Source organism: Gilliamella sp. wkB108 (genome assembly GCF_001690195.1).
GTDB lineage: Bacteria > Pseudomonadota > Gammaproteobacteria > Enterobacterales > Orbaceae > Gilliamella > Gilliamella apicola_L.
This window is the reverse complement of record NZ_LZGM01000031.1, coordinates 1-14339: the sequence shown is the minus strand read 5'-3', so window position 1 is coordinate 14339 and position 14339 is coordinate 1. Positions and strand designations below refer to the sequence as shown.

The 14339-nt window shown below is 35.0% G+C and carries 13 protein-coding genes and 1 CRISPR repeat array (1 of these 14 running past the window's edge); of the genes, 12 read left to right on the top strand and 1 reads right to left on the bottom strand.

Annotated features, from left to right (window positions below; genetic code table 11):
- A CRISPR array of direct repeats spans positions 1–871; the repeat unit is 29 nt; unit sequence GTGTTCCCTGTATCCACAGGGATAAACCG; it reaches 196 nt to the left of the window's first position.
- Positions 872–1845: 974 nt separating this feature from the next.
- The 7 genes from tmk (at position 1846) to yciH (ending at position 8587) form a co-directional block, all read left to right on the top strand.
- Positions 1846–2487 carry a dTMP kinase gene (gene tmk, locus A9G11_RS04010; RefSeq protein ID WP_065618240.1) on the top strand — a complete coding sequence of 214 codons (642 nt, stop codon included), beginning with the start codon at positions 1846–1848 and terminating at the stop codon, positions 2485–2487.
- Positions 2484–3467, top strand: a complete 984-nt coding sequence (holB, locus tag A9G11_RS04005; protein WP_065618239.1) for a DNA polymerase III subunit delta' — start codon at positions 2484–2486, stop codon at positions 3465–3467. The genes tmk and holB overlap by 4 nt, the downstream gene beginning before the upstream one ends.
- 70 nt (positions 3468–3537) lie before the next feature.
- Positions 3538–4938, top strand: a complete 1401-nt coding sequence (locus A9G11_RS04000; protein WP_065618238.1) for an MBOAT family O-acyltransferase — start codon at positions 3538–3540, stop codon at positions 4936–4938.
- A 93-nt stretch (positions 4939–5031) separates the two neighbouring features.
- Complete coding sequence (locus A9G11_RS03995; RefSeq protein ID WP_065618237.1) at positions 5032–6351, top strand: SGNH/GDSL hydrolase family protein; 1320 nt, start codon at positions 5032–5034, stop codon at positions 6349–6351.
- Positions 6344–7519 carry a GDSL-type esterase/lipase family protein gene (locus A9G11_RS03990; protein ID WP_065618236.1) on the top strand — a complete coding sequence of 392 codons (1176 nt, stop codon included), beginning with the start codon at positions 6344–6346 and terminating at the stop codon, positions 7517–7519. Before A9G11_RS03995 ends, A9G11_RS03990 begins: the two co-directional genes overlap by 8 nt.
- 35 nt (positions 7520–7554) lie before the next feature.
- Positions 7555–8259, top strand: a complete 705-nt coding sequence (gene pyrF, locus A9G11_RS03985) for an orotidine-5'-phosphate decarboxylase (protein WP_065618235.1) — start codon at positions 7555–7557, stop codon at positions 8257–8259.
- Between the two features lie 7 nt (positions 8260–8266).
- Positions 8267–8587 (top strand): stress response translation initiation inhibitor YciH, encoded by a 321-nt coding sequence (gene yciH / locus A9G11_RS03980; protein ID WP_065618234.1) that lies wholly within the window; start codon positions 8267–8269, stop codon positions 8585–8587.
- A gap of 53 nt (positions 8588–8640) precedes the next feature.
- On the opposite strand, the gene tmaR is transcribed toward yciH, so the two are convergent.
- On the bottom strand, positions 8641–8961 hold the full coding sequence (gene tmaR, locus A9G11_RS03975) for a PTS system regulator TmaR (protein WP_065618233.1): 321 nt from the start codon (positions 8959–8961) through the stop codon (positions 8641–8643).
- Between the two features lie 291 nt (positions 8962–9252).
- On the opposite strand from tmaR, the gene accD reads away from it, so the two are divergent.
- The 5 genes from accD to purF all read left to right on the top strand — a co-directional run bounded on the left by accD (position 9253) and on the right by purF (position 14076).
- Entirely contained in the window at positions 9253–10143 is an 891-nt protein-coding gene (gene accD / locus A9G11_RS03970; protein WP_065618232.1) for an acetyl-CoA carboxylase, carboxyltransferase subunit beta, read from the top strand.
- 6 nt (positions 10144–10149) lie between these two features.
- Positions 10150–11436, top strand: a complete 1287-nt coding sequence (gene folC / locus A9G11_RS03965) for a bifunctional tetrahydrofolate synthase/dihydrofolate synthase (RefSeq protein WP_065618258.1) — start codon at positions 10150–10152, stop codon at positions 11434–11436.
- Entirely contained in the window at positions 11433–11909 is a 477-nt protein-coding gene (locus tag A9G11_RS03960) for an SPOR domain-containing protein (protein WP_065618231.1), read from the top strand. Before folC ends, A9G11_RS03960 begins: the two co-directional genes overlap by 4 nt.
- Before the next feature lie 145 nt (positions 11910–12054).
- On the top strand, positions 12055–12540 hold the full coding sequence (locus A9G11_RS03955) for a CvpA family protein (protein ID WP_065618230.1): 486 nt from the start codon (positions 12055–12057) through the stop codon (positions 12538–12540).
- A gap of 18 nt (positions 12541–12558) precedes the next feature.
- Positions 12559–14076 (top strand): amidophosphoribosyltransferase, encoded by a 1518-nt coding sequence (gene purF / locus A9G11_RS03950; RefSeq protein ID WP_065618229.1) that lies wholly within the window; start codon positions 12559–12561, stop codon positions 14074–14076.
- Positions 14077–14339 lie beyond the last annotated feature (263 nt).

Here is a 14339-nt window from a genome sequence, read left to right as displayed (position 1 = left end):
CCACAGGGATAAACCGATAGTTTTGGAATATAAATAATATAGAATATTGTGTTCCCTGTATCCACAGGGATAAACCGCTGCTAGCCGTCAGTATGAGCAAAACCGTATCGTGTTCCCTGTATCCACAGGGATAAACCGGCACCCCGTGGGCCATTCGCAACATCATTCGAGTGTTCCCTGTATCCACAGGGATAAACCGTATTTATCGCTAATAGTACATTTAAATAGCTTGTGTTCCCTGTATCCACAGGGATAAACCGTCAATAATGGTCTTTAATGGTCGATAAGGGGCGTGTTCCCTGTATCCACAGGGATAAACCGCTCCAGCTTCATTGCCTTTATCTTTTTTTCCTGTGTTCCCTGTATCCACAGGGATAAACCGAGGTTTCACATTCATGGTCTGTTTCGGCAGGTGTGTTCCCTGTACCCACAGGGATAAACCGAAATAATTTCGTTTATAAAAAATCCTATTGTTGTGTTCCCTGTACCCACAGGGATAAACCGCAGCCATTGCCGAAGATAACGATGAGAATGTTGTGTTCCCTGTACCCACAGGGATAAACCGGTTTACAAAATAATAGAGACGCCATTTGTTACGTGTTCCTTGTACCCACAGGGATAAACCGTGACCATTTAGGGTATAAATGAGCACACTATCGTGTTCCCTGTACCCACAGGGATAAACCGAACGTAACAAAACAGGGAAACCAGAGTCCATTAGTGTTCCCTGTACCCACAGGGATAAACCGGAGATTCAATCGAGGTTAGGACATAAAAAATTGTGTTCCCTGTATCCACAGGGATAAACCGAACATAGCCGGCTAGGGTGGCGGGTTATTACAGTGTTCCCTGTACCCACAGGGATAAACCGATATATGTGAAATAGCAGAACGTGCTGAAAAACGTGTTCCCTGTACCTACAGGGCTAAAAATAGCGATTAAATATTAGTTTTGAATAAACAATTTATAATCAGATAAATACGAACCAAATGGTGTGGTTTTTATCGTTACTAATGCCTTGTTACTATACTGGATGCTCTCATTTTTTGTAAAACAGAGAAAAAAGCTTGTTGTGGTATATTCATCAAATATTCTAATCCCTGTTTTACAGTGATGATGTTTAAATGCTCTTGGACCCGGGGTGGTGATTTTATATTCGCCCTGCATAAAATAGACTACATTATAAGGAAACAAGCATATTGTGAAAAAACAGATTAAAAAAATACTTATAAGTCTTATAAGATATTTTTTTATCCGTACATAAATGCGTTCACATAGTAATGTTTTTGGGGTAAAGGCAAAGATTAAACTGATAACAAAAGTAATGATGTAGGTATAAGATTCAATCGCTTTGAAAACAATTATGTTTGAATTGATTTTGATTATGAACATAATGTTAATAATGACTATTGTCATCAATACAATAGTTAGTATTAATTTGATTTTTTGTTTTAAGTTAATTGATTTTAAAAGATTGTTCTTATAATTTTTAAAATGTTGAACCATTTACACTACCTGATATAAATAAAGCGATAAATTGTCATTCCTAACTGATTATTCTATTTTTGATAGGTAGATTAAAATTAAATAATCAGATTTATCTGCAAAACTATAACAGCGATCTTATTTATAGGCTAAGTCAATTTGCGGTTCATCATTAAAATATACGAATTTTCATTGAAAATAATGATTATTTTTAAGGATTTTACAGCTAAATAATAAATTACACTCTTTTCAATATACTTCTAACCGTAGACGCTAAAAAAATGCGGAAAAATAGCGTACAATAGCAACATTTTTGATGTTCATCTCATTCTATCAGTTTAACAAGATCAGGAAATTAACATGACAGGTAAATTTATTGTCATTGAGGGGCTTGAAGGAGCAGGTAAAACAACAGCTATTAATACCGTTGCTTCTATCTTAACACAACATAATATTTGTGATTTGCAATTTACCCGTGAACCAGGTGGAACACCTATTGCCGAAGCGTTACGTAACATTATTAAAAATGGTCTTGATGATGAGCCGTTAACCGATAAAGCAGAACTATTGATGTTATATGCCGCTCGTATTCAACTCATTGATAATGTAATTAAACCTGCTTTGAAATCCGGTAAATGGGTAATAGGTGATCGTCACGATTTATCGACGCAAGCCTATCAAGGCGGTGGTCGTCAGCTTGATAATGTGTTTATTAAGACGCTAAAAGAACAAGTTTTAGGTGATTTCAAACCAGACCTGACTTTATATTTGGATATTGACCCTGAGATTGGTTTAATGCGTGCAGCATCACGCGGTAAACTTGATCGTATTGAACAGCAGTCTTTATTATTTTTTAAGCGCATTCGCCAGCGTTATCAAGAACTTGCTAAACAAGATGAAACAATTATCACTATTGATGCTGCAAAACCACTCAATAATGTAATAGAGCAGATTGAACAGATTTTAACAACATGGTTACCAAAACAGGTTAATAATAGATGAAATTAGATGATTATCCTTGGCTTACTTTACCTTATCAACAATTAGCATTAAACATATTACAACAACGCGCTCACCATGCGTTATTGATTAGTTATGTTCAAGGTAGTGGTGAGGATGAACTGATTAAACAGTTAGCTAATCGTTTATTATGTCAATCAACAGAACAGCTAGCACCCTGTTTAACCTGTCATAGCTGTCAGTTATTTTTATCTAATAATCACCCTGATTATTATGTGATCACCAATGAACAAGGCAAACAATCAATAGGTATTGACCAGATCCGCAGTCTGTCGAGTAAAGTTTACGAAAAATCACAGCAAGGTGGTAATAAAGTGATTTGGATCAAGCGAGCGGCATTAATGACCGAAGCGGCATCCAATGCATTATTAAAAACATTAGAAGAACCACCTGAAAATACTTATTTCATTTTGAGTGATGAACATAATAGTCAACTTCTTCCGACAATTCACAGTCGTTGTTTTAGTTATTTTTTGAAAGTCCCTGAATTGGCACAATCTATTGAATGGTTAAAAAAGAATCATAATTTAGCCTATAGTGATAATGAACTTGCCTCAGCGCTGTTATTGAGCGAAAATGCGCCATTAACAGCGCTTGCTTTATTAGCGCCAGAAAAGTGGCAGCAACGAAAGAATTTTTGTGAGAATTTATTAACAGCTTTACCCCAAAATGATTATTGGCAACTGGCTAAGACATTTGAGCATGAACAGTTTATAGAACGAATTGTTTGGTTTTGTGCTTTATTAAGTGATGCTCTAAAAGCTAAGCAAAAAGTCGGGCGTTTTATTGTTAATCGCGATCAAGTTCCATTAGTAAGATTGCTAGCAACCAATAGTCATGAGAAAATTACCGCGCTATATGATTTATGGATGCAAGCCAGACAACAGTTACTTTCTGTGACTGGATTAAATAAGGAATTGATTGTTTATAATGTACTTGCTCAATCAGAAGTGATTGATTAGTGATTGTGCATTAAATTATTTTGTAAAAAAGTTTCAGGTTAACTATATGTTTATGTAAAAAAGGATTGTAGTGAGTTATTTATCTATTGAATTTGGTTTACTTTTCATAGCTTTCTTTGCCTTGTATTGGGCATGTAATCTATTACCCAAATTACAAAATAGATTATTAATCATTGTCAGTTATTTGGTTGTAATAAGTTATAGTTGGCAATTTGCACTGATCCTTTTTGTCTACACCTGTGCGATTTACCTTTTTTCGGTCATGATAGCGACCTCAGAACGTCACGCAAAATCTTGGCTAATTGTTGGTTTAATTGCGTCGATAACGAATCTAGCCTTGTTTAAATATTTCGATTTTTTCAGGTATGAATTACAATCTCTATTTAATTTCCTGCATTTGCCCATTACTTTACCTGTTGTGGCGGTATTAATTCCAATTGGGATCTCATTTTATACTTTCCATTCAGTCAGTTACTTAGTTTCAGTAAAGAAAAAAGAAATAGCGGTAGCTAAATTTGAGGATTTTGTTCTCTTTTTATCCTTCTTTCCAAGTATTATTGCTGGCCCAATAAATCGAGCAAAAGAGTTTTTACCGCAAATAGCCATTACCCAACCACGTGCAGTGTTACAACCCTTTCGTGCTTTTACTTTGATCACCTTATCAGTGATTAAGGTTTATTGTTTAGGTGGGATAATTAGTGAAAATTGGGTTAATCCGATTTTTGCTAATCCTCTGGAATTTAATGTTATCGATCTATTGGTTGGGCTATATGCTTATGCTATGCAGATCTATTTGAACTTTTCCGGTTATACCGATTTAGTAACAGGTATGGCTTTGTTGTTAGGTTTCCGCTTGCCGATTAACTTTAATTTTCCTTATTTATCATTAAATTTACGTGAGTTTTGGGATCGTTGGCATATTAGTTTGTCTCACTGGATACGTGATTATATCTATATCCCATTAGGTGGTAGTCGTCGGGGTTTTAGTCGTACGCAAGTCAATGTGATGTTAGCTATGTTACTTTCTGGTTTGTGGCATGGTGCTGGCGTTAATTTTATCATTTGGGGCGCTTGTCACGGTATCGGCATTGTCGCTTTGAATGTGGGCGATCGCTATTTAGGAAGAGGGTGGATCAGTAAACGTTCGCCTTTTGTTGCACGGCTATTAACTTGGCATTATGTCTGTTTTACTTGGTTATTTTTCAATTGTGAAAGTTTACCTGATGCGGTAGATTATCTGACAGCATTAACCCATAACTTTTTGATAGAGCCTCATTTTGCAGGAGCATTTTTAGTTATATGTTTTATCTACCTAGCTTATCCAATATGTAAAGATGTACCTGATTGGTTTATTTCGCAAATAACCAAAATAAATCAAAGCTATTTGCCTTTTATTTTTATTTTGATATTGTGGCTGGCTATATACATTGCTCCATCTGGCGTGCCGAACTTTATTTATGCTAATTTTTAACTATGATGTTTAATAATTATGATACATAGAAAATCGTTTTCAAAAAATAAAAGAAAAACTCAATATCATTTGAAACGGAGACGTCATAATTCCTTGAATAAAGGTGTAAAGCAATCTGATAATCAAAGTACACAATTACCTGAACTAACTCAAAAAACGCTATCTGTTCGCTATATATTGATTCTGTTATGTATGACAGCTACGGTCTTAATGGTTATTTATTACAAATCAATATTAATTTATTGGCAACAGACTTATCATTTTGATCTTATTCATGCCAATGTTAATTCTGATTCTGATGCTGATTCTGATCCTGATGCTGACTTTGATTCAGATTCGAACTCCGACTCTGATACTATGGCTAATATACAATCTGATACCTTAATTGTTGATGACACTTCTTTACAAAAGTTAGAACAGGAGACCAATCAAGAACAAGATAATCAAGAAACGGTCGCTATGTCTGAAAATAGTGATCTTACTAAGTCAGAAAAACAAGTTGTACATACGATTAAGCAAAGTAAATCAAAACCCGCTAAATTATATTTCAAAAATAAAACGGTTGAAAAAGACAAAGATAATCAGACTCAAACAAATACGCAGCAACAAATAGCGGTAAATCAACCATTAATAATTGATTCAAAAGCATTAACTCAAAGAGCTAAACATGATAAGAATAAAGTGGTTTCCACAGAAAAAACAGAATCATTGCCAACTAAAACAACCGATATTTTGTTAAGTTATCACCCTTTCCCAATTCAATTAACTGATAATGATAAAGTCTTTTTTGCCGGTGATTCTTTAATGCAGGGTGTTGCACCATATGTCAAAAAAATGTTATTTAAACAGTATAAAATTGAGAGCCTTGATTTAAGTAAACAAAGCACAGGGCTTGCTTATCCTAGTGCTTTTGATTGGCCAAAAACAATTAATGATAATTTAGTTGCTGATCCTTCAATTAAATTGCTTGTTGTTTTTTTAGGTCCTAATGATCCTTGGGACTTTCCGGTAAAAGGATATTCTAAATACGCAAGATTTAAGTCTGAACTATGGGAACAGCAGTATCGTATGCGAATTGCTACGATACTAAATAATGCTAAAGAGCATCATGTTCAAGTACTTTGGCTTGCCGCCCCTTGTATGCGTAAACCGAAATTAAATGAAGGTATGGTTTACTTAAATTTTTTGTATAAATCAGAATTAGAAAAAGCTCAGCAACATTTTTTAACAACCAATGATTTGTTAGGTTGTAGCTATGAGAAATTCAGTAATTTTGTTGAAACTGGGAAGGAAAAAACAAAAGTAAGGGTTGATGATGGGATTCATTTTACTCCAACTGGCCAAAAGATTTTGGCAAAGGCCATTATGGAAAAAATCACTTATAAAAAATTAGAGGATACCCATAGTGATTAGATTTTTAAAGTATATTATTGCTGTTTTAACAGTGACGATGACTGTTGGGTGTAGTGTCGCAGAGAGCAAGACCACGACTAATATTTCGGGTGTGGTTGATTTTGGTGATCCTAATGCAAAGCAGTTTGCTAACCGTTTAAAATCATTAGCAAGTAATAAAAATTCCGATCAAGTTGTTAATATTACGCAATTTGGTGATTCACACACAGCAGCGGACTTTTTTACGGGTGAATTTCGAACTTTAATGCAGCAAAAGTATGGTAATGCAGGTATTGGATGGATAACACCAACTGCAATAAAAGGGCAGAACCATACCGCGGTGAGTTGGAAAAGCTCCAATTGGAATATTTTAAGTAGTCGAACTTTAAGTGATTTAGATTTTCCTATGGGAGGTTTTATTGCTAAACCAAGTCGAACACCAGCTATAATCGAAATCGTTCCTAATGCTCTAAGAAATAAAGATTGGCAAATTAAATTGACTTTTAAAACGTTAAAAGATTCGCCTAAATCATTAGGGCTGTATGATAACAATAATCGAAAAATTAATTTTAACTATATACCTAAAAATAATGTATGGCAGACAATTTCTGTTGTTTCACAAATGCCTTTAGTGATTAAGAGTCAAAGTGATATTGAATTAGGTGGTATTTGGTTAACTCGTTATAACAAATCAGGCGTAATTGTCTCGGCTATTGCTACTAATGGCGCTAAACAGACAATATGGCAAAAATGGAGTCCTAATTGGTTTAGAGAGTTAGCTTCTTCACAAAGCGATCTGGTGATACTTGAATATGGGACAAATGAAAGTTTTGATGAAACGTTAGATGCTAATGTTTATCGAAAAAATTTAGTGAGCAATATTCGTCAAATCCGTAAGACATTACCAAAAGCTGCTATTTTATTGATTTCGCCTCCAGATACGATGGCTAATGAAAAAGAAGCACCGAAATCGTTTTCTCGGATAAAAAATATTCAAAGACAAGTCGCTAAAACCGAAAGAACATTATTCTGGGATTGGCAACAGGCCATGGGGGGCAACTTTGCAATTAAACAATGGAAGCAACGAGGTCTTGCTCGAGCAGATTTAGTCCATCAAACTTTGCAAGGTTATAAGGAAAGTGCCAGAATTTTTTATACTGATTTAAATGAGTTTGTTAGAAAAAAATAAGTAGTAATTTATTATTAAGAAGGAACACATCTGTTATGTCATCACCAATTATTGTTGCTGTTGATTTTGCTGACGTTAAGTCAGCATGGAATTTTATTGATAAGGTCGAACCGAAAGATTGTCGCCTTAAAATTGGTAAAGAGTTGTTTACTCATGCCGGCCCCGATTTTATTAAACAGATTATGCAAAAGGGATTTGATGTATTTTTAGATCTCAAATTTCATGATATTCCTAATACCGTTAAAAAAGCGGTAACAGCAGCGGCTGACTTAGGCGTTTGGATGCTAAATGTACATGCCAGTGGTGGTTCACGCATGATGAAGGCGGCTAAAGATGCTCTTTATGTATATGGTAAAGATGCACCCCTACTTATTGCTGTAACAGTATTAACAAGTATGGAGTCAAGTGATCTTAATGAAATTGGGATTAATGTCTCTCCTCTTGAACAAGCAACAAGGTTAGCAATTTTAGCTAAGAATTGTGGTTTAGATGGTGTCGTTTGTTCCGCTAAAGAAGTTCAGAGTTTTAGAACTCGCTTAGGTGGTGATTTTAAATTGGTTACACCAGGCATTAGGCCGGTTGGTTCAAATCCTGATGATCAACGTCGTATTATGACCCCGCAACGCGCTCAAGCGGCTGGCTCTGATTACTTAGTTATCGGACGGCCAATTACCCAAGCCGAAGATCCGACTAAAGCGTTAAAAACAATTTTATCAACACTTGATTTAAATAAGAGTTAATTGAATTATGTCTGATAATCCAGTTGTTTATTCGACCGAGCAAGGTCGAATAAAACCCACTCAAGCGACAATAACTCGTCCAAAAGGTGATGGGATAGTTCGTATTCAACGGCAAACTTCGGGACGAAAAGGTAAAGGTGTTTGCGTTATCTCCGGTTTTGATTTGGATGATAGCCAATTACTTCAATTAGCAGCAGAACTTAAAAAACGTTGTGGTTGTGGTGGTTCAGTTAAAGAAGGCTCAATTGAGATTCAAGGTGATAAACGTGAGTTATTAAAATCATTACTTGAAGATAAAGGGTTTAAAGTTAAATTAGCTGGCGGGTGATTTTATAATTTATGATAACGCCCATTTATCGGGCGTTATTTATACGTAGTATATTAATTAGATCGATAGGTACGCATTTTTTTGCTGATTTCACGACGCTCTTTTGAGATCTCAGCATTTTTAATAATATAATCATCAACACGATCATCATAATCGCTTTTCATATTAGCTATAATCGCTTGTAATTCATCATAACTCATATCAGGTTTGATATAATCACTTAAATTTTCAAGCAATAACACGCGTTTTTGATTGTCACGGATTTTTTTCTCATTATCCGAGATTTCACGTTTAAGTTTATTTAACCGGCGTGATAAACGAATGTATTCTAGTACATCTTGAAATGATGGTGCGGCTGTTTTTTCCTTGTCCATCTATAACCCCTTATTTCTAAAAATGGAAAAATGAATGTTAATAATTATATACTAATAATTTTTTAAGATCATATTAATTATGTAGTAATAATTAAAACAGATTGCTACATGATTAATTAAGCTAAAAGGCTTTTTTATTGGTAATTGGCTGATTTATTTTTATATTGAAACATAGTGTTTTCCTGAAACTTTTTTACATAAACAAAGAAAATAACTATTAAGAATTAGTGCAAATTATTATACAATAGCCCGATATTCGTAATTGATGAATACCTGAATGAGAGAACTGTAATGAGCTGGATAGAAAAAATTCTAAGTAAAAATAATATATCGTCTGACCATAAAAAGGCGAATATTCCAGGTGGTGTTTGGACAAAATGTAGTAATTGTGAACAAATAATTTACCAAGCCGAACTTGATCGTAACTTAGAGGTATGCCCTAAATGTGATCATCATATGCATATTCCGGCGCGTGTTCGACTGTATCGCTTTTTAGATGAAGGTTCCGATGTTGAATTAGGTACAGATCTAGCGCCAACAGATATCCTTAAATTTAAAGATACTAAAAAATATAAAGATCGTTTAACTGCCGCGCAAAAAGAGACTCACGAAAAAGAAGCGATGGTGGTAATGAAAGGAACACTACTGGGTATTCCGGTTGTTGTTGCTTCGTTTGAGTTTGCATTTATTGGTGGTTCAATGTCTTCGGTTGTTGGGGCATTGTTTGTTCGGGCAGCTGAACAAGCTATAGCTGATAAATGTCCGCTAATCTGTTTTTCAACTAGTGGCGGAGCTAGGATGCAAGAAGCACTCTTTTCATTGATGCAAATGGCAAAAACCAGTGCTATTTTGGCTAAAATGCAAGATGAAGGTCTTCCTTATATTTCTGTGATGACCGATCCAACTATGGGTGGGGTATCTGCTAGTTTGGCAATGCTTGGTGATATCAATATTGCTGAGCCAAAAGCCTTAATTGGTTTTGCCGGTCCTCGAGTTATTCAACAAACCGTTCGGGAAACGTTGCCAGAAGGTTTCCAACGCAGTGAGTTTTTACTTGAAAAAGGTGCAATTGATATGATTATTCATCGTAGAGATATGCGCGTTAAAATTGCTGGTTTGCTGGCTAAATTGATGAAACTCCCTAATCCTTTTAATGAAATGGTTGTTGATGAGACGGTCTAATTGACAATGCAAAATAAAAAACCAGATGCCATGTCTGATTTAAAGACATGGCTTTGTTATTTAGAGCAACTACATCCCACTACAATAGAGTTGGGACTAGAGCGCGTAAAAACGGTTGCACAGAGACTAAATCTGTTACAACCCGCACCTTATATCTTTACTGTCGCTGGAACTAACGGTAAAGGTACCACGTGTCGAACGCTTGAAATGATTCTGCTCGCTGCTAAAAAACGTGTTGGGGTGTACAGTTCACCTCATCTACTACGCTTTACTGAACGTGTTCGTATTAATAATCAAGAATCAAGTGAATTAGAAACGGTAAAGGCATTTACCGAAATTGAAAAGTCACGAGGTGATATATCATTAACCTATTTCGAATATGCCACATTAGCCGCCCTTTATCAGTTCAAACAAGCTAAATTAGATGTTGTTATTTTGGAAGTCGGTCTTGGTGGTAGGCTTGATGCTACCAATATTGTGGATGCAGATATAGCTGTTATAACAACTATTGCTATCGATCATGTTGATTATTTAGGTAATACTCGTGAAAGTATTGGACGAGAAAAGGCCGGTATATTTAAAACAAAGAGTATCGCTATTGTTGGTGAGCCGGATATTCCTACCACGATTTGGGATGTGGCAAAAACAGTAAATTGTCCACTTTATGCACTCAATCGTGATTGGGCTTATCAAAAATTGAATGAAACTCAGTGGCAATTTCATTCAACTAATGACCTATATCAGCCTCTTCCTTTGCCAAATGTACCATTAGCCAATGCGGCTACAGCGCTTGCTGCTTTAAGTTATTCCTCACTTAGTGTTTCTCAAGATGCAATTAGTCAAGGTTTAAAGCAATCAAGTTTAATTGGTCGATTTCAAATAATACAAACCTCGCCACTTGTCGTTATTGATGTTGCTCATAATCCGCATGCTGCAACTTATTTAGTTCAGCAATTAGAACAATTAAAAGCGCAACAATCTTTTAGCGGAAAAGTACGATTTGTTATAGGTATGTTAAAAGATAAAGATATTAAAACGACGTTATCTATTTTAACCGGTGATGTCTGGTACTGTGCTTCACTGTATGGTGAAAGAGGATGTAATGCTCAAGTATTAAGGCAGTATTTATTAGATAATGGCATTATAAATGTGACTACTTTTGATACCGTTACAGATGCTTATCAAAGAGCCAAACAAGAAGCAAAACACGATGATATTATCGTTGTATGTGGTTCGTTCCATACCGTATCAGAAGTGTTGCAAAATCGGAGTATTGAGCAAAAGCAATTATGACCAAGGAACAAAAAAAAATTACCAATAACCAAAATAATAGAATAAGGAATAGATTGGTTGGATTAGCAACGCTATTACTTATTTTAGCGTTAATAGCACCATGGGTACTTACAGATAAATCAAATTTACGGTCATCAACTACACCTATTTTACAGCCCAATATTACTGAAGTAGAACCTTATACTGATCCTTTGACACCTATTGATATTCCTGTTGATCCTACACCGACAGAACCTGAGTCTAAACCATACATGATTCAGCTAACCGCTTTAAAAAATAGACAAAAAATAGAAGAGCTAGTTGCGTTATTGAGATTAAATAATTATAACGTCATTGTTATACCTGAAAATCCAGAGCCTAATCAGTTAATTAAATTACAAGTAGGTCCGTATGCAAAAAAAGAACAAGCTGAACAAGTCATTATTAATTTGAACAATTTAACAAAATTAAAAGGCTTCATTGTTGCCAATTAGAAATCGATTCTATCCAAATGGTAGAAACAAGATATTACGGCATAGATGAAAGTTATATAAAACCACTCTTCCTGTTTATTTAGGCTTGTGGAAAAAACTTAAATGATCAGGATGAGTATATGATTAACATAATTGGTGAGTTATTATGAATTGGGTTGATTTTACTATTATCGCTGTCATTGTTTTTTCTGCACTGATCAGTATTGTCAGAGGTTTTGTCAGAGAAGCATTATCACTTATTAGTTGGATACTTGCTTTTTTTATAGCAAGTCGGTTTTATTTTTATGTTACAGGTTATTTAACCTATTTTGATAGCGATTTAGTCCGTACCGCCGTTGCAATTGTTATTCTTTTTATCGCAACTTTACTGGTTTGTGCAGTGGTTTCTTACATCATTGGTGAGCTAGTTCAAAAAACTGGATTATCCGGTACCGATCGTGTATTAGGTATCTGTTTTGGTGTATTACGTGGGATTTTAATCGTAGCTGCAGTGCTGTTTTTTGTCGATACCTTCACACCGTTATCACAATCTCCGTACTGGACTCAATCAGAACTTATCCCTCATTTTCATTTTATCATTCGTTGGTTTTTTGATTATATACAAAATTCATCTTCATTTTTAGCACAATAAGCATGAGGTAACCATTGTATGTGTGGTGTTGTTGGTATTGTAGGAAAAAGTACTGTTAATCAATCTATTTATGATGCTTTAACTGTTTTACAGCATCGAGGGCAAGATGCAGCAGGCATTGTAACCATTGATGAACAAAACCGTTTTCGTTTACGTAAAGCAAATGGTTTAGTGAAAGATGTTTTTCAAGAACAGCATATGCAACGCTTACAAGGCAATTTAGGAATAGGGCATGTCCGATATCCAACCGCTGGAAGCTCAAGCCCTTCTGAAGCACAACCTTTTTATGTTAACTCTCCTTATGGAATTGCTCTTGCTCATAATGGCAACTTAACCAATGCTAATGAACTACGTAACAAAGTCTTTGAGCTGGCAAGGCGTCATATCAATACTAACTCTGACTCAGAAGTATTACTGAATATTTTTGCCAGTGAACTTGATAAATTTCCAACTTACCCACTCTCTGCCGATAATATTTTTACCGCAATACATCAGGTACATAAAATTATTAAAGGCGCCTATGCTTGTGTAGCAATGATTATAGGACATGGACTTGTTGCTTTTCGTGATCCTTATGGTATTCGTCCTTTAGTGATAGGTAAGCGTATACTTGAAGATCAACAAGTAGAATATATGGTAGCCTCAGAAAGTGTAGCATTAGATATTCTTGATTTTGAATTTATGCGCGATGTTATGCCAGGTGAAGCGATCTACATAACCCAAGATGGTCAGCTATATTCTCAACAGTGTGCAGATAATCCTCAATATTATCCTTGTATTTTTGAATATGTTTATTTTGCAAGACCTGACTCAATGATGAATGGCGTATCTGTTTACCAATCTCGAATCTTAATGGGGCAAAAACTAGGTAAGAAAATAGCCAGAGAATGGTCTGATACAGACATTGATGTTGTTATTCCCATTCCCGAAACATCATGTGATGCAGCACTTGAAATTGCACGCATCTTAAATAAGCCTTACAGGCAAGGCTTTGTTAAAAATCGCTATATTGGCCGGACATTTATTATGCCAGGACAAATGACTCGAAAATTATCTGTCAGACGCAAACTTAACGCAAATCGCATAGAGTTTGAGGGGAAAAATGTTCTGTTAGTCGATGATTCGATTGTACGAGGAACCACATCACAAAAAATTCTGGAAATGGTACGCTCAGTAGGTGCAAAAAAAGTTTATTTGGCATCAGCCGCCCCAGAAATTAGACATCCGAATGTATATGGCATAGATATGCCTGTTGCTAGTGAGTTAATTGCTTATAACCGTACCGTAGCAGAAATAGCTAAAGACATAGGCGCTGACAAGGTTATTTTTCAAGATCTAACCGACTTAATCGATTCGATCACAGAACAAAATCCAAATATTAAACATTTAGAATGCTCAGTCTTCGACGGTAAATATATCACTGAAGATGTGGATGATACTTATCTGTCTATATTAAAACAGCAACGAAGCGATAATAAAAGATCACTATTTAATAAAGAGTCTGAAAACCTGGAGATTTACAATGAAGGTCAGTGATAAGGCAAAACTGTAAAATGACAGAAATTTTAAAAAAAGATCTAAATTTGTAACTTACTCATTTCATTGTATCTTTTTATAAACAAATAGAGTAGTATTTCACCAGCTTAACAATTAAACACTTAATAAAAATAATAATGTATTTCAATAAGTTATTTTGTATGAGCGATAACGATTATCATTTAAATTATTAAAAATAACTAATTGAATAATATAATAAAATTATTTTTTGATAAAAAATATCAAAAAAAAACAATAAAACA

Coding starts and splice junctions, on each gene's coding strand:
- tmk (WP_065618240.1), top strand. CDS start 1,846: ATGACAGGTAAATTTATTGTCATTGAGGGGCTTGAAGGAGCAGGTAAA.
- holB (WP_065618239.1), top strand. CDS start 2,484: ATGAAATTAGATGATTATCCTTGGCTTACTTTACCTTATCAACAATTA.
- pyrF (WP_065618235.1), top strand. CDS start 7,555: ATGTCATCACCAATTATTGTTGCTGTTGATTTTGCTGACGTTAAGTCA.
- yciH (WP_065618234.1), top strand. CDS start 8,267: ATGTCTGATAATCCAGTTGTTTATTCGACCGAGCAAGGTCGAATAAAA.
- tmaR (WP_065618233.1), bottom strand. CDS start 8,961: ATGGACAAGGAAAAAACAGCCGCACCATCATTTCAAGATGTACTAGAA.
- accD (WP_065618232.1), top strand. CDS start 9,253: ATGAGCTGGATAGAAAAAATTCTAAGTAAAAATAATATATCGTCTGAC.
- folC (WP_065618258.1), top strand. CDS start 10,150: ATGCAAAATAAAAAACCAGATGCCATGTCTGATTTAAAGACATGGCTT.
- A9G11_RS03960 (WP_065618231.1), top strand. CDS start 11,433: ATGACCAAGGAACAAAAAAAAATTACCAATAACCAAAATAATAGAATA.
- A9G11_RS03955 (WP_065618230.1), top strand. CDS start 12,055: ATGAATTGGGTTGATTTTACTATTATCGCTGTCATTGTTTTTTCTGCA.
- purF (WP_065618229.1), top strand. CDS start 12,559: ATGTGTGGTGTTGTTGGTATTGTAGGAAAAAGTACTGTTAATCAATCT.